The sequence below is a fragment of the Blastomonas sp. UPD001 genome (assembly GCF_003426715.1).
Taxonomy (GTDB): domain Bacteria; phylum Pseudomonadota; class Alphaproteobacteria; order Sphingomonadales; family Sphingomonadaceae; genus Blastomonas.
The window spans coordinates 1,868,410-1,891,468 of sequence record NZ_QKVT01000001.1; the positions used below are offsets into that span (position 1 = coordinate 1,868,410).

At 66.0% G+C, this 23,059-nt stretch carries 26 protein-coding genes, 1 tRNA gene and 1 pseudogene; 20 read left to right on the top strand and 8 right to left on the bottom strand.

Annotation, left to right across the window (positions count from 1 at the left end):
• The first annotated feature begins 113 nt into the window (after positions 1–113).
• The 17 genes and pseudogenes from DM995_RS09465 to DM995_RS09550 all read left to right on the top strand — a co-directional run bounded on the left by DM995_RS09465 (position 114) and on the right by DM995_RS09550 (position 15,373).
• Positions 114–1,019: a LysR family transcriptional regulator gene (locus DM995_RS09465; protein ID WP_023839636.1), complete on the top strand. Its 906-nt coding sequence runs from the start codon at positions 114–116 to the stop codon at positions 1,017–1,019.
• A gap of 131 nt (positions 1,020–1,150) precedes the next feature.
• Positions 1,151–2,269, top strand: coding sequence for an FAD-dependent oxidoreductase (locus DM995_RS09470; protein ID WP_116969263.1), 1,119 nt, complete (start codon positions 1,151–1,153; stop codon positions 2,267–2,269).
• A gap of 38 nt (positions 2,270–2,307) precedes the next feature.
• Positions 2,308–3,210 (top strand): VOC family protein, encoded by a 903-nt coding sequence (locus DM995_RS09475; protein ID WP_116969264.1) that lies wholly within the window; start codon positions 2,308–2,310, stop codon positions 3,208–3,210.
• 5 nt (positions 3,211–3,215) lie between these two features.
• Entirely contained in the window at positions 3,216–4,388 is a 1,173-nt protein-coding gene (locus tag DM995_RS09480) for an alpha/beta hydrolase family protein (protein ID WP_116969265.1), read from the top strand.
• On the top strand, positions 4,385–4,705 hold the full coding sequence (locus tag DM995_RS09485) for a DUF2218 domain-containing protein (RefSeq protein WP_116969266.1): 321 nt from the start codon (positions 4,385–4,387) through the stop codon (positions 4,703–4,705). Before DM995_RS09480 ends, DM995_RS09485 begins: the two co-directional genes overlap by 4 nt.
• A 57-nt stretch (positions 4,706–4,762) precedes the next feature.
• Complete coding sequence (locus DM995_RS09490; protein ID WP_116969267.1) at positions 4,763–5,542, top strand: cyclase family protein; 780 nt, start codon at positions 4,763–4,765, stop codon at positions 5,540–5,542.
• A gap of 2 nt (positions 5,543–5,544) precedes the next feature.
• Positions 5,545–6,312: an SDR family NAD(P)-dependent oxidoreductase gene (locus DM995_RS09495; RefSeq protein WP_116969268.1), complete on the top strand. Its 768-nt coding sequence runs from the start codon at positions 5,545–5,547 to the stop codon at positions 6,310–6,312.
• Positions 6,302–7,225 carry an NAD-dependent epimerase/dehydratase family protein gene (locus tag DM995_RS09500; RefSeq protein ID WP_116969269.1) on the top strand — a complete coding sequence of 308 codons (924 nt, stop codon included), beginning with the start codon at positions 6,302–6,304 and terminating at the stop codon, positions 7,223–7,225. Before DM995_RS09495 ends, DM995_RS09500 begins: the two co-directional genes overlap by 11 nt.
• 19 nt (positions 7,226–7,244) lie before the next feature.
• Entirely contained in the window at positions 7,245–8,204 is a 960-nt protein-coding gene (locus DM995_RS09505; protein ID WP_116969270.1) for a fumarylacetoacetate hydrolase family protein, read from the top strand.
• Positions 8,201–8,692, top strand: coding sequence for a cupin domain-containing protein (locus DM995_RS09510; RefSeq protein WP_116969271.1), 492 nt, complete (start codon positions 8,201–8,203; stop codon positions 8,690–8,692). The genes DM995_RS09505 and DM995_RS09510 overlap by 4 nt, the downstream gene beginning before the upstream one ends.
• A gap of 4 nt (positions 8,693–8,696) precedes the next feature.
• Positions 8,697–9,413, top strand: coding sequence for an alpha/beta fold hydrolase (locus DM995_RS09515; RefSeq protein ID WP_116969272.1), 717 nt, complete (start codon positions 8,697–8,699; stop codon positions 9,411–9,413).
• Between the two features lie 431 nt (positions 9,414–9,844).
• Positions 9,845–10,930, top strand: coding sequence for a phytanoyl-CoA dioxygenase family protein (locus DM995_RS09525; RefSeq protein ID WP_116969273.1), 1,086 nt, complete (start codon positions 9,845–9,847; stop codon positions 10,928–10,930).
• A gap of 89 nt (positions 10,931–11,019) precedes the next feature.
• Entirely contained in the window at positions 11,020–12,225 is a 1,206-nt protein-coding gene (locus DM995_RS09530) for an aldehyde dehydrogenase (RefSeq protein WP_232824259.1), read from the top strand.
• Between the two features lie 46 nt (positions 12,226–12,271).
• On the top strand, positions 12,272–13,108 hold the full coding sequence (locus tag DM995_RS09535; RefSeq protein WP_116969274.1) for a p-hydroxycinnamoyl CoA hydratase/lyase: 837 nt from the start codon (positions 12,272–12,274) through the stop codon (positions 13,106–13,108).
• Between the two features lie 48 nt (positions 13,109–13,156).
• Positions 13,157–14,026 (top strand): annotated as a pseudogene (locus tag DM995_RS09540) (CoA-binding protein); the annotation flags it as partial.
• Positions 14,027–14,274: 248 nt separating this feature from the next.
• Positions 14,275–14,733, top strand: a complete 459-nt coding sequence (locus tag DM995_RS09545) for an alpha/beta hydrolase family protein (RefSeq protein ID WP_116969275.1) — start codon at positions 14,275–14,277, stop codon at positions 14,731–14,733.
• A 70-nt stretch (positions 14,734–14,803) separates the two neighbouring features.
• Complete coding sequence (locus DM995_RS09550; protein ID WP_198669313.1) at positions 14,804–15,373, top strand: 2-thiouracil desulfurase family protein; 570 nt, start codon at positions 14,804–14,806, stop codon at positions 15,371–15,373.
• Positions 15,374–15,484: 111 nt separating this feature from the next.
• Here the strand turns inward: DM995_RS09550 and DM995_RS09555 are convergent, their stop codons facing one another.
• Genes DM995_RS09555 through DM995_RS09570 form a run of 4 tightly spaced genes read right to left on the bottom strand, consistent with a single transcriptional unit; the run spans position 15,485 to position 17,590 of the window.
• On the bottom strand, positions 15,485–16,174 hold the full coding sequence (locus DM995_RS09555) for a DUF2461 domain-containing protein (RefSeq protein WP_116969276.1): 690 nt from the start codon (positions 16,172–16,174) through the stop codon (positions 15,485–15,487).
• Positions 16,171–16,419 carry a DUF2798 domain-containing protein gene (locus tag DM995_RS09560; protein ID WP_116969277.1) on the bottom strand — a complete coding sequence of 83 codons (249 nt, stop codon included), beginning with the start codon at positions 16,417–16,419 and terminating at the stop codon, positions 16,171–16,173. Before DM995_RS09560 ends, DM995_RS09555 begins: the two co-directional genes overlap by 4 nt.
• A gap of 5 nt (positions 16,420–16,424) precedes the next feature.
• Positions 16,425–17,150 carry an SDR family oxidoreductase gene (locus DM995_RS09565; RefSeq protein WP_198669314.1) on the bottom strand — a complete coding sequence of 242 codons (726 nt, stop codon included), beginning with the start codon at positions 17,148–17,150 and terminating at the stop codon, positions 16,425–16,427.
• A 35-nt stretch (positions 17,151–17,185) separates the two neighbouring features.
• Entirely contained in the window at positions 17,186–17,590 is a 405-nt protein-coding gene (locus DM995_RS09570) for a VOC family protein (protein ID WP_116969279.1), read from the bottom strand.
• 54 nt (positions 17,591–17,644) lie between these two features.
• Here DM995_RS09570 and DM995_RS09575 point away from each other — a divergent pair, with 54 nt between their 5' ends.
• Positions 17,645–18,235 carry a TetR/AcrR family transcriptional regulator gene (locus tag DM995_RS09575; RefSeq protein WP_116969280.1) on the top strand — a complete coding sequence of 197 codons (591 nt, stop codon included), beginning with the start codon at positions 17,645–17,647 and terminating at the stop codon, positions 18,233–18,235.
• 306 nt (positions 18,236–18,541) lie between these two features.
• Here DM995_RS09575 and DM995_RS21240 read toward each other — a convergent pair whose 3' ends face one another.
• Together DM995_RS21240 and DM995_RS09580 are read right to left on the bottom strand one after the other, a co-directional pair.
• Positions 18,542–18,838, bottom strand: a complete 297-nt coding sequence (locus DM995_RS21240) for a hypothetical protein (protein ID WP_157973151.1) — start codon at positions 18,836–18,838, stop codon at positions 18,542–18,544.
• A 410-nt stretch (positions 18,839–19,248) separates the two neighbouring features.
• Positions 19,249–19,323 (bottom strand) — tRNA-Gly (locus tag DM995_RS09580).
• Between the two features lie 242 nt (positions 19,324–19,565).
• Between DM995_RS09580 and DM995_RS09585 the strand changes: the two genes are divergently transcribed.
• Positions 19,566–20,471: a tetratricopeptide repeat protein gene (locus tag DM995_RS09585; RefSeq protein ID WP_116969281.1), complete on the top strand. Its 906-nt coding sequence runs from the start codon at positions 19,566–19,568 to the stop codon at positions 20,469–20,471.
• Positions 20,472–20,476: 5 nt separating this feature from the next.
• Complete coding sequence (locus DM995_RS09590) at positions 20,477–21,103, top strand: LON peptidase substrate-binding domain-containing protein (protein WP_023838460.1); 627 nt, start codon at positions 20,477–20,479, stop codon at positions 21,101–21,103.
• An 18-nt stretch (positions 21,104–21,121) separates the two neighbouring features.
• Here the strand turns inward: DM995_RS09590 and DM995_RS09595 are convergent, their stop codons facing one another.
• Together DM995_RS09595 and rpoN are read right to left on the bottom strand one after the other, a co-directional pair.
• Positions 21,122–21,751 (bottom strand): class I SAM-dependent methyltransferase, encoded by a 630-nt coding sequence (locus DM995_RS09595; protein WP_232824261.1) that lies wholly within the window; start codon positions 21,749–21,751, stop codon positions 21,122–21,124.
• Positions 21,752–21,858: 107 nt separating this feature from the next.
• The coding region (gene rpoN, locus DM995_RS09600; RefSeq protein WP_116969282.1) for an RNA polymerase factor sigma-54 at positions 21,859–23,059 on the bottom strand (1,201 nt) is incomplete at its 5' end.

The following is a 23,059-nucleotide window of genomic DNA, read 5'->3' on the forward strand; positions in this document are numbered from 1 at the left end:
GATGCCTGCACGGGCACCGGCTGTATCGGCAGCCTGTGTACGAGAAATGCTAGCCATTGGTGAAATCTTTTGTTTTAATGATAATCCAGCAATCACACTGATAGGTTAATCGCATGCGCTTCAAGGGACTCGATCTCAACCTGCTCGTCGCCTTCAGCGTGCTGATGGACACGCGCAGCGTCTCGCGCGCCGCAGAACAGCTCAATCTCAGCCAACCGGCGATGAGCGCCGCGCTGGGGCGGCTGCGCGACTATTTCGGCGACGATCTGCTGGTGCTGCAGGGCAAGCGCATGTTCCCCACCCCCTATGCCGAATCGCTGGTGCCGATGGTGCAGGACACGCTGCGCCGGATCGACGCGCTGATCACCACCTCGACCAGTTTCGACCCCGCCACCTCGCAGCGCGTGTTCCGGCTGATCGCCTCCGACTATATCACCGCAGCGGTCATCGCGCCGCTGTCGCGCCGCCTTGCGCATGTCGCGCCGGGCATAAGGCTGGAGACGGTACTGCCCTCCGACGGCAGTGCCGACCTGATCGCGCAGGGGGCGTTCGATCTGCTGATCACGCCCGAAGAGTTCATCAATCCCGGCCAGCCCGCCGAGCTGCTGTTCGTGGAACGCCATGTCATCGTGGGGTGGAAGGGCAATCCGGTCTTTGCCGGCGAGGTGACGCTGGAGGACGTGCTGCGCGCAGGCCATGTCGGCATCCAGATGGGCAACCAGCGCACCAGCGCCTTTGCCGACAGCATCATGGAGAAGCTCGGCCATTTTAGGCGCATGGAGATGACCGCCTCCTCGTTCACCGTCGTCCCCTGGCTGATCATCGAGACCAGCCGCCTGGCGCTGATGCACGAGCGGCTGGCGCGGGTCATGGCGCGAATGTTTCCGCTGGCCATTGCCCCCATTCCCTTCGACTTTCCGGCGATGCGCGAGATGATGCAGTTCAACCATGCCCGCAGTGCCGATGAGGGACTGACCTGGCTGCGCAGCGAGCTCCGCCGCGCCAGCGCGCTGGATTGACACCGTTCATCCATAGGAATGATACCTATGGATCAATACAATAAGATTTACAGATTTACCGATCTCGCCCTATCTAGACCGGGATGAACAGGCCCGGTCACGCGATTCCGGGTGGGGAGAGGCATATCGGCATGAAGGACATGCGAATCTTGATCGTGGGCGGCGGTATCGGCGGACTGACCTCCGCCATTGCGCTGTGCCGCAAGGGTTATGACGTCGAGGTGATCGAGCGCGATCCCGACTGGTCGGTCTATGGCGTCGGCATCATTCAGCAGGGCAATGTCATCCGCGCGATGACCGAGCTGGGCCTGATCGACGACTATATCAGCGCGGGCTTCGGCTTCGACCGGGTGCAGGTCTATATCCCCACCGGTCAGTGCGTCGCGGACATTCCGACCCCGCGTCTGGTCGAGGGCTATCCGGGCAATGTCGGCATCGGCCGCCGCGCGCTGCACAAGGTGCTGGGCGATCGCGCCAAGGAAGCCGGTGCGGACATCCGGCTGGGCATCACCATCAGCACGCTGGTCGATGATGGCGAGGGCGTCGCCGTGACCTTCAGCGACGGATCGAGCGGCATTTTCGAGCTGGTGATCGGCGCCGACGGCCTCTATTCGCAGACGCGCGGGATGATCTTCCCCGATGCCCCCAAGCCCGAATTCACCGGACAATCGGTGTGGCGCTACAATTTCAAGCGCACCCCCGATGTCATCGGCCTGCAAGCCTATGAGGGCCAGACCGGCATCGGCCTCGTCCCGCTCTCGGACGAGCTGATGTATATGTATGTCACCACGCCCGAGCCGGGCAATCCCTGGTACGCCAAGGAGGATCTGGCGAGCACGATGCGGTCGAAGATCGCGCATGTCCCCTCGCCCGCGATCCAGGCGCTGGTCGGCCAGATCACCGAGGATGACGAGGTGGTCTACAAGCCGCTCGAATGGATGTTCCTCGAAGGCGCATGGCACAAGGGCCGGGTCGTGCTGCTCGGCGATGCGGTGCATGCCACGACCCCGCATCTCGGCCAGGGTGCCGGCATGGCGATCGAGGATGCGCTGGTGCTGGCCGACGAACTGGTCAAGGCCGACACGCTCGACGCCGCGCTCACCGCCTATCGCGACCGCCGCTTCGAGCGCTGCCGCTATATCGTCGAATCCTCGCGCGCGATCTGCTTCGGCCAGATCGGCAAGGGGCCGCTGGTCGACAATGCAGAAGCGACCCGGGACATGTTCATGAAGGTGGCGGAGCCGATCTGACGCTCGCTTCTTCACATTTAAATCAAGGAGTTACCATTATGGCACGTGTCAGCGAAATTCGCCATGTCGGCTATGCCGTGACCGATCTGGCCGCCGAGGCCGCCTTCTATCGCGACGTCTGGGGCCTGAAGGACGCAGGCGAGAAGGACGGAATGCTGCACTTCGCAGCCGAGGGCAATGACGAGCTCTATGTCGTGCGCCTGCGCGCGTCGGACACGCAGCGGATCGACATCATCACGCTGGCCGCAGACAGCCGCGAAGATGTCGATGCGCTGCACGCCAAGGTCGCCGACTATGGCTGCCAGATCGTGTTCGCGCCGAAGGCGCTCGACACGCTGGGCGGCGGCTATGGTTTCCGCTTCTTCAGCAAGGACGGCCTGCCGTTCGAGATTTCGGCCGATGTCGCCCGCGGCACCTCGCGCGAACTGACCCGCTGGGAAGGCATTCCGCAGAAGATCAGCCATATCGTGCTGCACTCGCCCGACCACAAGGAAATGGTCCGCTTCTTCACCGACGTGCTGGGCTTCAAGGTCAGCGACTGGCTGGGCGATTTCATGTGCTTCCTGCGCTGCAACCAGTGGCATCACCGCATCGCGCTTCTGCCCGGGCCGCCCTGCCTCAACCATGTCGCCTATGACATGCTGGGCGTCGACGACATGATGCGCGGCATCCACCGGCTGAAGCAGCAGGGCACCGATATCCGCTGGGGCCCCGGCCGCCACACCGCGGGCAACAACACGTTCAGCTATTTCACCACGCCCGCCGGCTTCGCGGTCGAGTACACCGCCGATCTCGAGGAAGTCGACGACGCCACCTGGGAGGCCAAGGTGCACACCCCGGCCCCGATGGTCATGGACCAGTGGGGCATCGGCGTCGGCGGACCGCAGACCATGCCGCACCCTGCGCCCGACGCAGGCCTTTTCCAGCCTGCCGGAGTCTGAGCCCCATGGCCCTGTTCGAATATTTCCCCAATTATGTCTGGAACCTGTCGGTCTCGATCGCGCTGGAAAGCGGCGGCAAGATCGGCGAGATCATCGACATGTGCAAGCCGATCCGCGATGCGGCGGCCAATGGCGAGGATGCCGGCACCGGCGAGTTCCTGCAGCAATGGGTGGCGATGGGCAACAAGCTGATCGAGCTTGCCGCCGAGGACGAGGCGCGCGGCCGCACCCTGTCGGCGTCCAAGAAGCTGGAGCGTGCCGCGCTCTACCTGCTGGTCGGGGAACGCATGCAGGGCCATGGCAACCCCGCACGCGTCGCGACCTTCGCGCTGGCACAGGATACCTTCGCCAAGGCGATGAAGCTGGGCAACCACCCGGTCGAGCGCGTGATGATCCCCTATGAGGGCAGCGAATATCCTGCGCTCTATGTCCGCGCGCCGGGCGAAGGCCCCAAGCCGGTGGTGGTGTACTGCAACGGCCTCGATAGCTCGAAGGAGCTGCTCTACTGGTCGAACCTGCCCCAGGCGCTGGCCGCGCGCGGCATCTCGACCCTGTGCGTCGACCAGCCGGGCACCGGCGAGGCGCTGCGCATCAGCAACCTGCCTGCAACCCCCCATTCGGAAAAATGGGCCTCGCCCGCGGTCGACTGGCTCGAGAAGCAGCCCGATGTCGACCCCAAGCGCATCGGCATGACCGGCATTTCGCTCGGCGGCCATTTCGCGCCGCGCGCGGTCGCGTTCGAGCCGCGCTTTGCCAGCGGCGCGGTCTGGGGTGCGAACCACAACTGGGCCGAGGTGCAGCAGAAGCGCCTGCGCCGCGAGGGCGAGAACCCGGTGCCGCATTACTGGGCGCATGTGCTCTGGGTGTTCGGCGCCAAGGACATGGACGATTTCCACGAAAAGTCGAAGGACATGACGCTCGACGGCGTGATGGAGCGGATCAAGGTGCCGTTCCTGGTCACACATGGCGCGCAGGACCGGCAGATCAGCGTCGATTATGCGCACCAGAGCTATGAGCAGCTGACGAACAGCCCCCGGCGCGAACTCAAGATCTTCACGCCGCGCGAAGGTGGGGTCGAACATGTGGGCGCCGACAACATGTCCTATGGCTGCGACTATATCGCCGACTGGTTCGCCGACACCCTGGGCGGAGACATCACCGGCAAGGTCGCATCATGAGCTTCGTCGCCACCGCACGCATCCCGACGGCCAGTGCTGCCAAGTATCTGCAACAGGTCTGCAAGCATTGGGAGCACAATCTACCCGTGACCTATGACAAGACGCACGGGGAGATCACCTTCGCCAGGGATGCGCGCGGGGCGGACTGGCCCGCCGACGCGCTGGTCACGCTCGATGCCGAGGAAGGCACGCTGGTCTGCACGATCAACGCCAGCGCCGAAGGCCAGCGCGACGGCCTGAAGGGCGCGCTCGAGCGGCACATCGACCGCTTCGCGTTCCGCGAGGCTCCGCTGGCCTATAACTGGGTCGATGGCTGACCTGGCCCGCCGGATCGGCTAGGCTCATCCGGCCAATACAAGACAAGAGGATAGCCCATGGCCCGCACCTTCGTCGATCTGTCGATCTATCTGGAAAACGACGTCATCACCGATCCGCCGTTCATGCGGCCCAAGATCACCTATCAGCAGCACGCCGATACCGTGGCCGAACTCGGCCATTTCTTCCCCGGCGTGACGCAGGAACAGACCCCCGACGGCGCGGGCTTCGCCGCTGCCGAATGGGTGACGCTGACCACGCATAACGGGACGCATCTCGACGCGCCCTGGCATTTCCACCCCACGATGGATGGCGGCAAGCGCGCGATCACCATCGATGAGGTTCCGCTCGAATGGTGCTTCAACCCCGGCGTGAAGCTCGACTTCCGGCATTTTCCCGACGGCTATGTCGTCACCGCCGCCGATGTCGAGGCCGAACTGAAGCGCATCGGCCACGAGCTACAGCCGTTCGAGATCGTTCTGGTCAACACCGCCGCCGGCGGCGCGGTCGGCAATCCGGAGTTCGTCAATATCGGCTGCGGCATGGGCTATGAGGCGACCATGTACCTGCTCGAGCGCGGCATCCGCGTGACCGGCACCGACGCCTGGAGCTGGGACGCGCCGTTCAGCCATACCGCGAAGAAGGTCGCGGAGACCGGCGACACATCGCTGATCTGGGAAGGCCACAAGGCCGGACGCGACATCGGCTATTGCCACCTGGAAAAGCTGCACAATCTGGAAGCCCTGCCCTCGCACGGCTTCACGGTGAGCTGCTTCCCGCACAAGATCCGCGGTGCCTCGGCCGGATGGACGCGCGCGGTGGCGATCATCGAAGACTGAACATGCAGGGCAGCGCGTTCGATCTTGCGGGCCGCACGGCCATCGTCACCGGATCGACGCGCGGCATCGGGCTCGGCATCGCGCAGCTCTTCGCCGAGTCCGGCGCGAACGTCGTCGTCTCGAGCGAGGATGCGACCGACGTCGCCGAGACGGAGACCGTGCTCGCAGGCCAGGGCTATCGCGTGCGCGGCCTGGCCTGCGACGTGACCGACAGCGATGCGCTGGCCGGACTGGTCGAAGGCACGCGCTCGGCCTTCGGCGCCATCGACATCCTGGTGTGCAATGCCGGGATCACCGGCGAGGCGGGCAGCTGGTCGCTCGCCGATTTCGACCGGGTGATGGCGATCAACCTGCGCTCGATGGTCGCGCTGACCGGCCTCGCCTTGCCGCACATGGCCGGGCACGGCACCGGCAGCGTCATCCTGATGTCGAGCCTGTCCGCGCTGCGCGGCAATGGCAGCATCAACGCCTATGCGCTCGCCAAGGCGGGCGTCGCGCAGCTCGCGCGCAACCTGGCGGTGCAATGGGGGCCGAAGGGCGTGCGCGTCAATGCAATCGCGCCCGGGCTGATCCGCACGCCATTGTCTGAACCGCTGATCGCCAATGCCGAATTCATGGCGCGGCGGCTGCAGATGACGCCGCTGCGCCGGGTCGGCGAGGTCGAGGATATTGCCGCGGCCGCGCTCTTCCTCGCCTCGGATGCCGGGCGCTTCATCACCGGCCAGCAGATCGCCGTCGATGGCGGCACCTCGATCACCGATGGCAGCTGAGCGCATCCTGATCACCGGCGCGGGCGGCTTTGTCGGCCAGGCGCTGGTGCGCGCGCTGGCGGGCACGCGGCCAATCGTCGCGACCGACCGTGCGGGGCTGGATTGTGCGGACCTGCCCGGCGTCACCGCGCTGCCGGGCGAGATCGACGACCCTGCGCTGGTCGCCGCGCTCACCGCCGAGCCGCTCGCTGGAATCATCCACCTCGCCACCATTCCGGGCGGTGCGGCAGAAGCCGATCCGGCGCTGGCCGCGCGCATCAATGTCGCAGCCCCGATGGCGCTGATCGATGCCGGCGCCGCGCACGGCAACACCCCGCGCCTGCTCTTCGCCAGCAGCATCGCGGTGTTCGGCGATCCACTGCCGCCGAATGTCGATGATGGCACCCCGGTCAGCCCGATGCTCCGCTACGGCGCGCACAAGGCGATGGTCGAGGAATGGATCGCCACGCTCACACGCCGCGGCGCGGTGCGCGGCCTTTCCTTGCGCCTGCCCGGCATCATCGCGCGCCCGCCCGCACCTTCGGGGATGAAATCGGCGTTCCTGAGCAACCTGTTCCATGCGCTCAAGGCTGGCGATCCGGTCACCCTGCCCGTCTCGGGCGACGCCACCTGCTGGCTGCTCTCGCGCCGCGCGCTGGTGGCTCAGATCGTCACCGCGCTCGATCTGCCGCACGACCTGGCCAGCGCGCGGCTCAACCTGCCCGCGCTCCGCATCCGCATGGGCGATCTGGTCGCCGAGGTCGCGCGCCAGACCGGGGCCGATGCCGCGCTCGCGACCTATGTGCCCGATCCGGCGATCGAAGCCGCGTTCGGCGCGCAGCCGCCGCTCTCCACCCCCGCCGCCGACGCGCTGGGCCTGACGCACGATGGCTCCCTCGCCGCTCTGGTCGCCCACGCGCTCGCCGATCTGTAATCCACGAAAGGACGCCAACATGAAACTCGCCACCATCGAGAACGGCACGCCCGATGGCGCGCTCGTCGTCGTCAGCAAGGATGGCAGCCGCACTCTGCCAGCCGCGATTCCCACGCTCCAGGCCGCGATCGAGAGCTGGGAAACGTCCGAACCGGCGCTGCGCGCGCTCGCTGCAAAGCTTGATGCGGGCGAAGGCGACAGCACCGATGGGCTCGCCTTCGCTGCCCCCCTTCCCCGAGCGTGGCAGTGGCTCGATGGCTCCGCCTATCGCAGCCATGGCGAGCTGATGGAGACGCTTTTCGGCACCGAACCGCCGCCGCCGGGCCGGCCGCTGATGTACCAGGGCCTGTCGCACCAGTTCCTCTCCGCCACCGCCGACGTGCCGCTGCCGCGCGAGGAAGACGGCATCGACTTCGAGGGCGAATTCGGGGTCATCACCGATTTCGTGCCGATGGGCGTCACCCCCGACCAGGCGCTCGGCCATATCAAGCTGCTGGTGCAGATCAACGACTGGTCGCTGCGCGCGATCGCGCCTGTCGAGATGAAGACCGGGTTCGGCTGGGTCCAGGCCAAGCCCGCCTGTTCGGTCGCGCCCTTTGCCGTCACGCCCGATGCGCTGAGCGACGCCTGGCGCGATGGCCGCGTTCACCTGCCGCTGACCGTCGACTGGAACGGGGAACGTTTCGGCAATGCAGAAGGCGGCGCGATGGAATTCGGCTTCCACGAACTCGTCGCGCATGCCGCGAGCACGCGCTCGCTCTGCGCGGGCACGATCATCGGGTCGGGCACGGTCTCGAACAGCAATTTCCGCGAGATCGGGTCGGCCTGCATCGCCGAGCGGCGCGGTATCGAGATGCTCGACGAGGGCAAGCCGCGCACCAGCTTCATGCATTTCGGCGACACCGTGCGCATGGAGGCGCGGCTGCGCGACGGCGGCCTGCTGTTCGGCGCCATCGACCAGAAGGTGGTCAGGGGATGACCGGCTCACCCCCCGTCCGCCGCATCGTCACCGGCCATGACGAGGCCGGGCGCGCGGTGTTCACCGCCGACGACCTGCTGCCGGTCACCCCGATCCCTTCGGGCGATGCCGCGTTCAGCCTGATATGGACGACGGCCAGCGTCCCTGCGGACAATAACGACGATAGCGACGGACGCAGCCGAGATGCCGGGCTGACGCTGCACCAGGGATCGGTGATCCGCATCGTCGACATGCTGCCCGGCGGGGTCTCGCCGTTCCACCGGTCGAGCAGCATCGACTATGGCATCGTCCTGTCGGGCGCGGTCGAGCTGGAGCTCGACGATGGCGCGGTGACCACCGCTCACGCGGGCGACATCATCGTCCAGCGCGGCACCATCCATCTGTGGCGCAACCCGTCAGCGAGCGAGAATTGCCGCATCGCTTTCGTGCTGATCGAGGCGGCGCCCAGGATCGTGGACGGCAAGCCCCTGCCCGATATAATGGGCTGAGCCCATGAGCACGCGCGAAACCGTCATTCTCGTCCCCGGCCTGCTGTGCGATGCGGATGTCTGGACGCACCAGCTCGCCGCATTGTCGCCGCTGTACGACGTGATCGTGCCCGACCTCACCCGGCACGATTCGCTGCCCGGCATGGCCGCTCACATCCTCGATGGCGCGCCCGAGCGCTTCTCGATCATCGGCCATTCGATGGGCGGACGCGTGACGCTCGAGGTCTTCCGCCTCGCGCCCCAGCGTGTCGCGCGGATCGGCCTGCTCGACACCGGCGTGCATCCTGCCCCGCCCGAGGAACTGCCCAAGCGCCAGGCGATGCTCGACATCAGCGCAGGGCAAGGCATGACCGCGCTTGCAGATGCCTGGCTGCCGCCGATGGTGCGCCCCGGCCTGCTCGCTGCCGACCCGGCGCTGCGCGCGACGCTCTATGCGATGATCGAGCGGATGACGCCCGCGATCCACCGCCAGCAGATCACCGCACTGATCAACCGCCCCGACGCCGCGCCGCTGCTGTCGCAGATCGCCTGCCCGGCGCTGGTCGGCGTCGGCGAACTCGACCTGTGGAGCCCGCCCGACCAGCACGTCCCCATCGCCGAGGCGATCGCGGGTGCGACGATGGTTGTGTTCGAACGCGCGGGCCATATGGCCCCGATGGAAGCGCCCGAGGCGGTCAACGCGGCGCTGCTGGAATGGATGGCGCGGCCGGTTGCGGGGTGATGGCGGGTTTGGCGGTTCGAGCAGCCAGCCCGGGACAAGTTCGAGACAGGTTAGCGCCTAACCCCCTCCGCTCAGCCTGAGCTTGTCGAAGGCCCCGCTACATGGCCTGCGTATGCGCGGGGCCTTCGACGGTCGCGGGCTTGCGCCCGCTGCTCAGGCTGAGCGGACGTGGTTATGACCTAGCGCTCAGGACTTGCGCTCCTTGAAAAGTTGATCTGTTGCCGTCGGGTTTACGCGGTTCCGCGTGAATCAAGCCGACCGCGATTTCACGCGAAGGCGCGAAGACGCGAAGGGCTCGGCCTGCACTGGCTAGGCCTCGTGTTCCCGATTAACCCGTTCTAGAAAATTCTCTGCCATGAAGCGAAACTCTCGCCCATCTTGGTCAGCAACTGGCCGGGCGAAGGAAGTCAACATATCCAGGGCGCAAGGGCATGAAGGACCTCGACACCTCCAGCGACACATCGGCGTTCGAGCTGCCAACCGAGCTCGACGCTGAGGGCCGGCTTACCGCCACCTGCACCGCCGAGGCGCTGGCGCGGATGGAGGCGCATGGGCTCGTCATCCTCACCGGCCTGCTGTCGGACGCGGAGGCCGATACCGGGCTCGCGCTGATCCGCCAGACCATCGACGATCCGGACCGCCAGCGCTGCGCCTTTGCCAGCGAGACCGACAATCGCTACGTGCGCCGCGATTTCTGCTCGCTGCCGGCCACGCCGCCGGTGACCGATTTCGTCGCGACGCTCGCGCAGCGGCTCGAAGCGGTGCTCGCGCATTATTGCGACCGCGCGCATCCGCTGCTCGAGGTCACCACGCTGACCAGCTATCGCGGCTCATCGCACCAGTATATCCATCGCGACCCCAGCGGCGTGATCAGCCCGTTCGCTGCGGTGGAGGACGTGTCCGAGTTGCAGGGCGGCACGGTCTTCGTGCCCGGGACGCAACTGTTCGATGGCGCCGCGCCGAAGCATGACGATCGTGCGCTGGAGCGGATGGAGCTGTTCCGCATCGGGTTCAACGGACGCATCCTTTGGCACAATCTCGCCAAGCTCTGGGCCATGCGCGGTAGCAGCGAGACTCCGCTCGCCCCCGGCGAGTTTCGCGACCGGGTGTTCTCGCGCATCTGGGACGAGCACCAGCCCAATCTGTTGCGCTTCGTGCTCGGCAAGAATTCGCAATTCAGCCTGCGCACGCTCGGGCCTCTCCGCTTGTGGAACCTCGCGCGCCATCGCGCGGAGCTGCAGCGGCGCTTCCGGCTCGTCTCCACCGCGCCGCGCAAGGGCACGGTGATCCTCTACCAGAGCGACATGCTGCACGCAGGGCCAGACAACCGTTCGGCTGAGCCCAGGCGGCTATTCAGCATGAGCATCGCGCGCGAGGCGATCTCGGCCAAGCGTTGGCACGACGGCTATTCACCGCACCCCAGCCTGATCGCGCAGTCGCTCAGCTTCGGCGACCTGCTGGACAGGCGCCTCGGCGCGGAGCAGCAGTGCGAGGGCGACTTGCGCATCGCGAGTTGATCTGGCGCGAGACACCCTCATCGTCACCCCCGCGAATGCGGGGGTGTGGATTCACGTTTGAAGTGCAACACTGGTTTGAATGTCATGGAATGATCGCCGCGATGCAGGCGGAAACCGGCGCGACGGCCGCCTGGGCCGGGTTCAACCACATGCTCGCGGTCAATATGGTGCGCGAGGCGGCAGCGATGACGACGCAGATCGGTGGCGAGGTGATCCCGTCCGACAAGCCGGGCTGCATCGCGATGGCCGTGCGCGAGCCGGCCGGCGTGGTGCTGGGCATCGCGCCGTGGAATGCGCCGATCATCCTGGGCGTGCGCGCCATCGCGATGCCGCTCGCCTGCGGCAATACGGTCGTGTTCAAGGCTTCGGAGCAATGCCCGGAGACGCACGCGCTGATCGCGCGCTGCTTTGTCGAGGCCGGGCTGGGCGATGGCGTCGTCAACCTCGTCACCAACGCGCCGCAGGATGCGGGCGAGGTGGTCGGTGCGCTGATCGACCATCCGGCGGTGCGGCGCGTCAACTTTACCGGTTCGACCGCGGTCGGCCGCATCATCGCCAAGCGGGCTGCCGAGCATCTCAAGCCCTGTCTGCTCGAACTGGGGGGCAAGGCACCGTTGCTCGTGCTCGACGATGCCGATCTCGACGAGGCGGTGAAGGCAGCGGCGTTCGGTGCGTTCATGAACCAGGGGCAAATCTGCATGTCGACCGAGCGGATCATCGTGGTCGATGCGGTGGCCGACGCCTTTGTACAGAAATTCGCGGCGAAAGTCGCGACGCTCGGCGTCGGCGACCCGCGCGAGGGCAAGGCAGCGCTGGGCGCGGTGATCGATCGCAAGACCGTCGAGCATGTCGATGGGCTGGTACGCGACGCGCTCGCCGATGGGGCAAGGCTCGCATGTGGCGGAGATGCGGACGGCGTGCTGATGCCCGCGCATGTCGTCGATCGCGTCACTCCCGAAATGCGCCTGTTCCGCGAGGAGAGTTTCGGCCCGGTGGTCGCGGTGATCCGCGCAGCCGACGAGGCCGATGCGATCGCGCTTGCCAACGATACCGAGTACGGCCTGTCTGCCTCGGTGTTCACCCGCGACATCGCGCGGGGGCTCAAGGTCGCCAGGGCGATCAAGTCGGGCATCTGCCATGTCAACGGCCCCACGGTGCATGACGAGGCGCAGATGCCCTTCGGCGGGGTCAAGGCCTCGGGCTATGGTCGCTTCGGCGGCAAGGCGGGCATCGACGCGTTCACCGAATTGCGCTGGATCACGATCGCGACCGAACCGGGCCATTATCCCATCTGAACGGATCCCATTGCACCATGATCTCCTCAAGAAAGGCTGCGAACCCATGACCGAACGTACCGAAGAAGACACCGTCGCCTATACGGTGACCGACCGCATCGCCTGGGTGAAGTTCAACCGGCCCGAAAAGCGCAATTGCATGAGCCCCAGGCTCAACCGCCAGATGGGCCGGGTGCTCGACGAGCTGGAATTTCGCGAGGATGTCGGCGTCGTCGTGCTGACCGGCGAAGGCACCAGCTGGTCGGCGGGCATGGATCTCAAGGAATATTTTCGCGAGACCGAGGCGCAGGGACTGGGCGCCACCCGCCAGGCGCAGCGCGAGGCCTATGGCTGGTGGCGGCGGCTGCGCTGGTACCAGAAGCCGACGATCGCGATGGTCAACGGCTGGTGCTTCGGCGGCGGCTATGGCCCGCTGTTCGGCTGCGACCTTGCGTTTGCCGCCGACGAAGCGACCTTCGGCCTGTCCGAGATCAACTGGGGCATCCTGCCCGGCGGCGGAGCATCGAAGGTCGCGACCGAGCTGATGCCGTTCCGTAAGGCGATGTATCATGCGATGATGGGCGAGAATATCGACGGCAAGACCGCGGCCGAATGGGGGCTGGTCAACGAATCGCTGCCGCTGGCTCAGCTCCAGGCGCGGGTCGAGCAGGTGGCGAAGGTGCTGCTGGAGAAGAACCCGGTAGCGCTCAAGGCGACCAAGGACGCCATCCGCCGCGTGCGCGAGATGACCTATGACAATGCCGAGGATTTCCTCATCCGCGCGCAGGAAGCCGCGAACAGCTTCGACAACGATGGCCGCAAGGAAGGCATCAAGCAGTTCATCGACGACAAGACCTACAAGCCGGGTCTGGGCGCCTATGATGTCAGCAAGCAGCCCGCCTGAACCCGGAGCGCCGAGCCGATGATCGATCTGGAATCCTCGCCCGTGGCAATGTCGCCGCAGCGTGACCTTCGCCGCCTGCTCTCGCCGCGATCGGTGGTTGTGGTGGGCGCATCGGACAAGCCCGGCGCGCTCGGTGCGTCGGTCGTGTCCAATCTCGACCGCAACGGCTTTGCGGGACCGGTCCACCTGATCAATCCCAAACGCACCGAGATTGCAGGCCGGAAATGCCTGGCCTCGATCGACGAGCTGCCGTTCGACGTCGATGTCGCGGTGCTCGCGATCCCGCGTGCGGGGGTGCTCGATGCCTTGCGCGCGCTGGCAGCGCGGCGGTGCGGTGCGGCGATCATCTTCTCCGCCGGGTTTGCCGAGGGGGGCGAGCAGGGGCTGGCCGACCAGCGCGAGCTCGCGCGGATCGCGGACGAAGCGGGCATGGTGATCGAAGGCCCCAATTGCCTGGGCCTGGTCAACTATGCCGAGCGCATTCCGCTGACCTTTGTCGAGACGCTGGTGCCGTCCCCTGGCCCGGGGGGCGGCATCGGCATCGTGTCGCAATCGGGCGCGATGGCGGCGGTGCTGGCGACGACCTTCCTGTCGCGCGCGATGAACGTGACCTTGTCGGTCTCGACCGGCAACGAGGCAGGTTCGGGGGTCGAGGACTATGTCGAGCATCTGATCGCCGATCCCGCGACGCGGGTGATCGCGATGATCGTCGAGCAGTTTCGCCAGCCGCAGCGCTTTCTGGCAGCGGCGCGGGCGGCGCGCGCGGCGGGCAAGCCGGTCGTGCTGCTGCATCCGGGCAAGTCGAGCGCGGCGCGCGAGAGCGCGGCGACGCATACCGGCGCGATGGCGGGCGATCATGCGCTGATGCGCGCGATGGTCGAGCGCGCGGGCGTGGTCATCTCTCTCCCGACACTCGAACCGTCACGGCGACAGCCGCCGCCCTCTTCCTCTCAAGAGGAATTCAACGCATCCTGCGCCACAGAGTGACACACTTCGTGCGCTCTCCTATGCTCACGGCGACGACACATGCCGCCATTTGTACGAGAAGCGGTGATTACCCGGTGATTACTTTTGTAAAAGCGACAGCCACACATCGGCAATTTTCCATATATCTACCAATGCCTTATGTGGATTTAGCAGCTAAGGTCTGGTAATAGTGCTCGCTGATGGCGAACCCTGCTTTCGACACTGTGCCATTCGCTTCGCTGCGAGATCGTGCCAGCGGTGTCTTCGCCGCCATGTGCGCGCTGGAACTGGCCGCTTTAGAGCGGTCGATGATCGTGGTGCTGGCCAACCCGATGCAAAGCCGGGCTGCGCATGACAGATCGCTGCGCGATTTCGTCGTCGACTGGACCGCCTATCGTGGGGCGGAACCGGTAACGGTTCTGATGGCTGTGCCTGACCTGTCGGGAGTGACGCCGCTCCTCATGTTCACCTACAAGGCGGACCCTGATCGCCAGCAGGGCGAAATGCTGGCCGAACGGGCCAACGAGGCGGGCCAGTCGACGCTCGCCTACCGTGGCCTGGTGCACCCGTCCTGGTTGTTTAAGCGGGCATCTCCGGAAGCCCGTTTGGTGATGGACGCGGCCAAAAGGGCGCTGGCAGGAAGGCTGCAACGGGCATAATCGGAATTCGACGTTTCGTTAATGTTTGTTATGGCTCCTACAGTCTATTGCCGCTCTGTTGTGACCCAGCGTGGGGTTCGGCATCCGGTCGAGGTTGAAAGGCGAAGCTTTGCCCCCAGCCAAACTACTGGTGAGCGCATGCCTGCTAGGGAAGCCCGTCCGCTATGATGGACGCGCGAAAACGCTCGACGAGGATCGGCTGGCGCAGTGGATCGAGGACGGTCGTGTCGTGCCGGTTTGTCCAGAGCTTCTCGCGGGTCTGCCAACGCCACGTCTACCTGCCGAAATCAAGGGCGGCACCGGGCGGGAGGCGCTGGACGGTGCGGCGGTAATTGTCGAAGCGGATGGTGCTGACGTGACCTCTACCTATGTCGATGGCGCGCGCGCCACGCTAGCGCTTGCAGTGGCAGATGGATGCCGTTTTGCATTGCTGACCGATGGCAGCCCATCCTGCGGCGGCAGCTTTATTTACGATGGCAGTTTCACCAGCGCCCGGATACCCGGTGAAGGTGTCGTCGCGGCCCTGCTACGTCAGCACGAAATACAGGTGTTCACGCCCAGCCAACTCTCGCTCCTAGAAGTTGCGCTCGCGGTCGCGGATGCTGCCCAAGGCGCCGATGAGCCTGGCCGATCCACGTGATTGGCGCGCGGGGTGAGAAACAGCCAACCGCACACGACTTCAGCGATTGCTGCCCCGCCAACTGCGCTGCCAGGAAGACAGGCACCGTCGATGGTGCAATCCCGGCGAAACTTATATTTGGCGAGCAGGATCATTTAGAACTCGCCAGCCAAATTGGAGGAGTGGCATTGCTCCAAGGGCAAGTTGACCGATGCGGTCCGGAAGGTCAGGGCCGAGCCGTTCTGGTTCGAGGCGGAGCTTGGCGACGTGCGCCTTGAGCCGCAGCGCGTTCTCGACCGGTGAGCCCGCCAGCGCTTCGAACCCGCGCGGCATGCGCTTGAGCGCCTCGCCCTGTTCGAGCGGCGCACCGGCCTTCGCGAGCGCGTTCTCCACCGCCACCCAACCCGGTTGGTCGGCGGCGATGCCGGCGCGCATGGCCGCGAGATGCGCGGGGTCGACCGCGTAGAATCCGATTCCCGCGAAGCACTCGTCGGGCGAGAACTGCACGTAGAGCAGCCCCGGGGACATCTCACCCGCCGCGCGCGTGAAGGTCAGCGCGGCGTAATCCTTGTAGGGGCGCTTGTCCGCCGAGAACCGGACGTCGCGGTTGATTCGCGACACCGAACGCCTGGGGTCGCCGGAGAGCGGCACGCCGCGCGCTGCAAGCGCTTCGTTGCTGCCGACGACCAGATCGCGCAGCGGCTCCTTCACCGCCGCTTCGTAGCGCCGCTTGTTCGCCTGGAACCAATCGCGGTTCTGCGCGGCCGCGAGGTCGCGGAAGAAGGCGAGGAAGTCGGGGCCGAGCCCCGCGAAACCGGTCATGGCCGTTCCCCCGATCGAGGCGGGGCGACGATATCGGCGACTGCGTTCGCCACCGGGCGAAGCACGACGCCGGCGGGGGCCGCGATGACGAAGGCGAGCGCCCAGGTGCGCAGCCAAGGGGCGAACGCCTCCGGGGTCAGCCCGTACGCCCGGGCCATGAACACCCCCGACATGAGCCCGGAATACAGGAACGCCATCGTCACGCCGAAGACGGCCCCGTGCGCGGCGGAGGGAAGGCGCGGCATGGCGGTCACCCTCGCGGCTTGTTGACGATGTTCAGGAACAGTCCGGGCGCGACGCGGCTCGCGGTCCGGAGCACCTTCGCCAGGCCGACCGGGATCTCCTCGCGCCCGGCATCGAGCCCGGCGAACGCCGCGGACGTGAACGCGTCCAGCCGCATCGCGCGCGGAGGTTTGCGCGTCTGGCCGCGGTGAAGCTCGGTCTCGACGACGGGCGGGATGATCTCGACCACGCGCACGGCTGAGCCCGCGAGCTGCCGGCGCAGGCTGATCGTGAAGCTATGCACCGCCGCCTTGGTCGCCGAATAGACCGGCGCGGAGGCGAGCGGCACATAGCCGAGCCCCGAGCCGACATGGACGAGGCTTGCGGACGCCTGACGCTTGAGCAGCGGCAGAAAGGCGTTACTGACGTGAATTAGCCCGGAGAGGTTCACGGCGATCTCACGGTCGATCAGCGCGGCATCGGCCGGGTTTGCCGCGGTGAAGTCGAACAGCGTCTGGACGCCCGCATTGTTGATAACGGCGTCGAGCCCGGGGTGACGCGCGGCAACCCGCTCGGCGAGCGCGTAGACCTGCTGGGGGTCGGCGACGTCGACGATCTCCGCCTCCATCCTAGGGTGCTGTGCGGCGACAGCCTCGAGCTTCTCTGCGGTGCGGCCCGCCACGATCACCTTGGTTCCGCGCGCGTGAAGCGCGCCAGCGAGTGCCGCACCAATGCCCGAACCGCCGCCGGTCACCAGCGCGGCGACCGGAGCGAATCGCGTGGACCCGCTCATTCGCGACCCTCCGGTGCGATGGCGGCGAACAGATCGACCCGGTTGCCGTCGGCGTCGGACAACATGGCGTAGCGCTGGCCCCAGAAAGCGTCCCACGGCTCCTGCCGTGCCTCGTAACCGGCGGCTGTCACGCGCGCGTAGGTCTCGTCGACTTCGGCCGGACTGTCGCAGCGGCACGCAAAGGTGACGCGCTGACCCACTGGCTGCTCCCAATAGGGGTTCACCGCCTTCATCATCTTCTCCGTGACGAAACCCAGCGTCGCGCCGCCCTCGGTCGCGATCTGAACTTGATCCTCCCCGTCCTGGTCGTCCGGAACGTGCAGGCCTAGCGTTCGGTAAAAGCGGAGCGCCGCGCCCATGTCGGCGACGACGATGTCGATGGTATGTGGAACGACGGCCATGATCGGTCTCCTTACTTGTCGCAGGTCGCGAGTTCCGATACGTTATCGTATCAGATGAGCCAGTCAAGAGTTCCGGGACGCCCGCGTAGCGAAACTTCGCGCGATGCCATTCTCGATGCGGCCTTCAAGCTGCTGGTCGAGCGTGGCTATGACCAACTCGCGATCGAAGCGGTCGCCAAGGAAGCCGGCACGGGCAAGACCACGGTGTACCGTTGGTGGAAATCGAAGGCGGAGCTGGCCGTCGACGCATTCCTGCACGCCACGACCGACGAGCTCCGACTGCCCGAAACCGACTCCGCCTGCGACGACTTCCGCGCGCAGATCTCGGATCTGGGCGAGCTGCTGCGCGGCCCGCGCGGCCAGGCGCTCGCGGCCATGCTAGGTGGGGCGCGCACCGATGCTGTGCTCGGCCGAGCCCTCGGCGAGCGTTGGCTCGGCCCGCGGCGGCGGTGGGGCTATGAGCGAATGAAACGAGCCGCCGCTGCGGGCGAACTGAGGCCGGGCGTCGACCCTCAGGCGGCCCTCGCGGTTCTCTACGGTCCACTTTACACCCCGCTGCTGTTCGGAGGCGAAGTGCCCTGCGACGCGGCTGTTCGAGCCTATCTCGACATTGCCTGCGCGGGTGTATTTTTATCGGGGGCTTGAACCGACGAAGAACGGGCAATCGCCACAAAGTCTCTCCTTTGAATGGCGCGAAACGATCGGCATGCCAACCACCCTGTGAGCAATTGGCTCAGCCTATCATCTTGAAATCGAGGAGCGCATTTACCGCCCCACGAGCGCGTCGGCGAGGTACGACGCGCACGCCTTCGTAAGACACGGGACGGCCTCAATACCTTATGGGTTCGCCCGGACCACGCCTTGAGCTCAGACTGCTTCTCGGAGACAGGAAGAGCCCGCCGCCAGTTAGAAAGTTGGTCCGAAGCGAAATAGAGTGCCGTCACGTGCATTTCACATCTCAAGTAAGTTCCAGATCACATCTCTAGAAAGTGCCAGAGAACGGGAGATGGCAGTGACAGACAGCGGAGATTTCTCGAACTTGCTCAGCCGCCGCAATATTTTTTCGGCGGCACGGCTGCCGGCACTACGTAGAATCACGTCGAGCCGTTCCGTATGGTCGCGGCCCGCCTCGACCCGCACCGCCGCGTTTTTCCCCGTTTGTATGCGGCTGCGTTCGGCTCGGCCTTTCACCGATACCATAAGTGCATCGAGCGACAGGTACCGGTCATTTGCCAGCCGGCTGGACAATTCCGACGATACCCGGCCGACCCGCTTGGCGTGACGAACATCGTCTTTGTAGCGACCTCTTGGTCGGGGTCGCGTCGAAAACGTGAACTTGGGTCATGACATGTCTATGCGACGGTCCGGCCGGGAGCCTCTCTTCCGACACTCGAACCGTCACGCCGCCGCTGCTGCCCTCCCACTCTCTCGGCGTGACATCCGATCCGATGCGGCGCTTAGAGATGTGCAAATCGTGAGTAGACCGATCGCTCACTGCCGACGCACAGCGATCAAGGCATGAAAAATGCCGCCGAACCTCGCCGCAAACTCGATTTAAGATGGATACGAATTGGATACGTGCGTTGAGGGCGGAACGCTCGTATCCAGTTTCGGCTACGCCTCCCTCGCCGTAAGGTATTAATTTCGTTGAGGAGTTTTGGAGCGGGCGAAGGGATTCGAACCCTCGACCCCAACCTTGGCAAGGTTGTGCTCTACCCCTGAGCTACGCCCGCTCGGCGGCTGGTCCGGTGTGTCGGTCCAGCGGGTGAGGCGCGCAATTAGCAGCGGTCCATGGGTCCGGCAAGCCCCTATTTGCGATTCGCGACGATTCCTTTTGCGGGGCTTGGCATATGCGGCTTGCGCACCATCTTGGGGTTTCGGATAAGGGCCGGACAGATAGGGAGGCGCACCTCCCAGATGCCCTTCCGCCCCGCGGCGGAGGCGCCGGACAGCAGGAGCAGTTGATTTGGCAAGCATGGGTTTGACCACCGAAGAGCACAAGGCGGTTGAGGCATTCCGCAAGAATGTCGTCGAGCCTTCGATGACCAAGCTCGTCATCCTCGATTTCTGGGCCGAATGGTGCGGCCCGTGCAAGGCGCTGACCCCGGTGCTGGAAAAGATCGCCGCGCAATATGCCGATCGCGGCGTGGTGCTGGTCAAGGTCAATGTGGATGAAGAGCGCTTCATCGCCTCGCAGTTCCAGATCCAGTCGATCCCCACTGTCTATGCGATGTTCCAAGGCCAGCCGGTCGCCAACCTCACCAACGCGCGCACCGAATCGCAGCTTGCGGGGATCATCGACCAGCTGCTCGACAAGCTGCCGATCCAGGCGGGCGATGCCGAGCCGCAGGGCCCCGATATTGCACCGCTGATCGCGATGGGCGAGGAAGTGCTGGCCGAGGGCGATGGCGAGCGTGCCGCGGGCATCTTCGCGCAGATTCTCGACATGGCGCCCGATAGCGTCGCGGCGATCGCGGGGCTGGTGCGCGCGCTCGCCGCGGCCGACAAGGTGGCCGAGGCGCAGGCGCTGCTCGACGACCTGCCGCCCGAAATCGCGTCCGATCCGCTGCTGGAACGCGCGAAATCGGCGCTGGCGCTGGTCGCGGACAAGGCCGATGACAGCGAGATCGCCGGGCTGCGCGCTGCGGTCGAGGCCGATGCCGACGATCATGCCGCGCGCTTCGACCTCGCCGTGGCGCTGTTCGCCGCCGGATCGCGCGACGAGGCGGCGGAGCATCTGCTCTCCATCGTGCGCGCTGACAAGGACTGGAACGAGGGCGCGGCGCGCGCGCGGCTGTTGCAGATCTTCGAGGCGGTCGGCCTGGAAGATCCCTGGGTTTCCGCCACGCGGCGCAAGCTTTCCGCCGCATTGTTCGGCTGAGGGCGATGGCAGCCATGGTCGCACAGCGCATCTCGCTCTTCCCGCTGACCGGGGTGATCCTGTTCCCCGGGCTGCAGGTGCCGCTGCATATCTTCGAACCGCGCTACCGCGCGCTGGTCAGCGATGCGATGGCGCGCGACCGGCAGATCGGGATGATCCAGCCGCGCGCGGCGGGCGATCCGCCGCCGCTGTTCGACATGGGCTGTGTCGGGCGCATCATCGATGTCGAGGCGCTCGAGGACGGCCGCTACAATCTGGTGCTGGAGGGCTTTGCCCGGTTCCGCGTGCTGCGCGAACTCGAGGTGACGACGCCCTTCCGCCAGATCGAGGCCGAGTTGATCGAGGAGAACGAGACCGACCAGGCGCTCTCCAGCATCGAGCGCGCGAGCCTGGAGCGTGAATCGCAGCGCTTCGCCAACGCGCAGGGTTACAGCGTCGACTGGGATTCGGTGGCGCGGCTCGACGACCGCTCGCTGGTCAACGGCATCGCCCAGATCGCCCCGTTCGATGCCGCGGCCAAGCAGGCGCTGCTCGAGGCCGAGGGGCTCCAGGCGCGCGCCGACCTGCTGGTGCAGCTGATGCAGTTCTTCGGGCGGCGTGACAGCGACGATCCCCGGGTGACCCTGCAATAGGCGCCAGACTGGGCGCGATCAGCTCGCTCCTGGTCGCGGCCCGGTCGCGCGAAAGATATGGCAGGGCGGCAGGTTGCGCCAGCAGCGGGTGCGCTCGACCTGCGCAAAGCTCTGCTGCAGCATCGGTTCGACCGCATCGCGCATCTGATAGGCGATCAGTTGGCCCTGCGGGTTCATCAGTCCGGCGCTCGCGCTGACGATTTCGGCCCCGACCGTCGGATCGATGGTCGAAAAGGGAATACCGGTCACCACGAGATCGACGCCCTTCAGCCGCAGCCCCTGCAGGATGGCAGCCGCCTGCTGCGCCGAATCGGAGACCGCGTGCAGCCGGCGATCGCGGATCGTCTGCTGCAGGTGCCGGGTGAAGCGCGGGCTGGTATCGATCGCGACGAGATGACCGTCGTCGGGCATGCGATCGAGCAGCGCGCGGGTAAAGCGTCCGCTGCCGGGACCATATTCGACCACGAGACGCGCTGCGGAAAGATCGACGGCGTCCAGCACCGCCTCGACCAGACGACGCGATGCCGGAAAAGCCGAGCCGACATCCTGCGGACGGCGGAAGAATTCGCGCATGGTCAGTAGCGGGTTCGGGGCGAGGCCATCGCTCCATCCCGCGGGTCGCAGCGCAGCGCTGGCATTGCTATTCATTCGAACCTCCCTCAGCCGACGATCCCGGCGATAGTACGCATCGCCCTGGCCAAGGTTTCCTTGGCGCGGATATGGCAGATGGAAGATGCCGGCGGCGACAGGACCGCCTATCGAGCGCCCTGAAGCTTCTTCTGGCGGCGGCGCTGGACCGAGGAGCCGAGCCCCAGCGCCTCGCGATATTTGGCGACGGTGCGCCGCGCGATGTCGAAGCCGCGCTCCTTCAGCATGTCGACCAGCTGGTCGTCGGACAGGATGTTCTTGGCATCCTCCTCATCGATCAGCGCCTTGATATGGCTCTTGACCGCAGAGGCGGAGACCGCATCGCCGCCATCGGTCGACTGGATCGCGCTGGTGAAGAAATATTTGAGCTCGAACAGCCCGCGCGCGCAGCTCAGATATTTGTGGCTGGTCACGCGGCTGACGGTCGATTCGTGCATCTCGATCGCATCGGCGACGCTGCGCAACGTGAGCGGCCGCAGGTGCGTGACGCCGTTGCGGAAGAACCCTTCCTGCTGCTTCACGATCTCGCTCGCCACCTTGATGATCGTGCGCTGGCGCTGATCGAGCGCCTTGACCAGCCAGTTCGCCTCGCCGAGGCATTCGCTGAGCCATGCTTTCGACTTGGCATCGTGCCGCCCGCTGGTGAGCGAGACGGCATAGGAGCGGTTGACCAACAGCCGCGGCAGGGTCGCGCTGTTGATCTCGATCATCCATTTGCCCTCGCGCTCGACCACGAACAGGTCGGGCACCACCGCCTCGATCGACGAGCCGCCGAAGCGGCTGCCGGGCTTGGGATCGTATTGGCGAAGCTCGGCGATCATGTCCGCCAGGTCCTCGTCATCGACCCGGCAGAGGCGCTTGAGCTGGGGCAGCGCGCCGCGCGCCAGCAGCTCCAGATTGTCGATCAGCCGCGCCATGCACGGATCGTAGCGGTCCGCCTCCTTCGCCTGCAGCGCGAGGCATTCGGCGAGATCGCGCGCGCCGACGCCGGTCGGCTCGAGCGTCTGCACCGCGGCCAGCGCGGCCTCGACCTCGGCGAGCGGCACGCCGAGCTGGTGCGAGACCTGGAGCAGGTCGCCGCGCAGATAGCCGTTCTCGTCGATCAGCTCGATCAGGTGCCGCCCGATGAACAGCTGCACGCCTGACAGCACGATCCCCGCCTGGGCATGGAGATGTTCGCGCAGCGACAGATCATATTCGAGCGAATCTTCCCAGCCATCGCTGTCTGCGCCGCCGCTGGTGGCGATATCGTTCATCGACAGCGCGCCGTCGAGCCCGCCCGCCCCCTCGCCCGCCACGCGCTCGGGG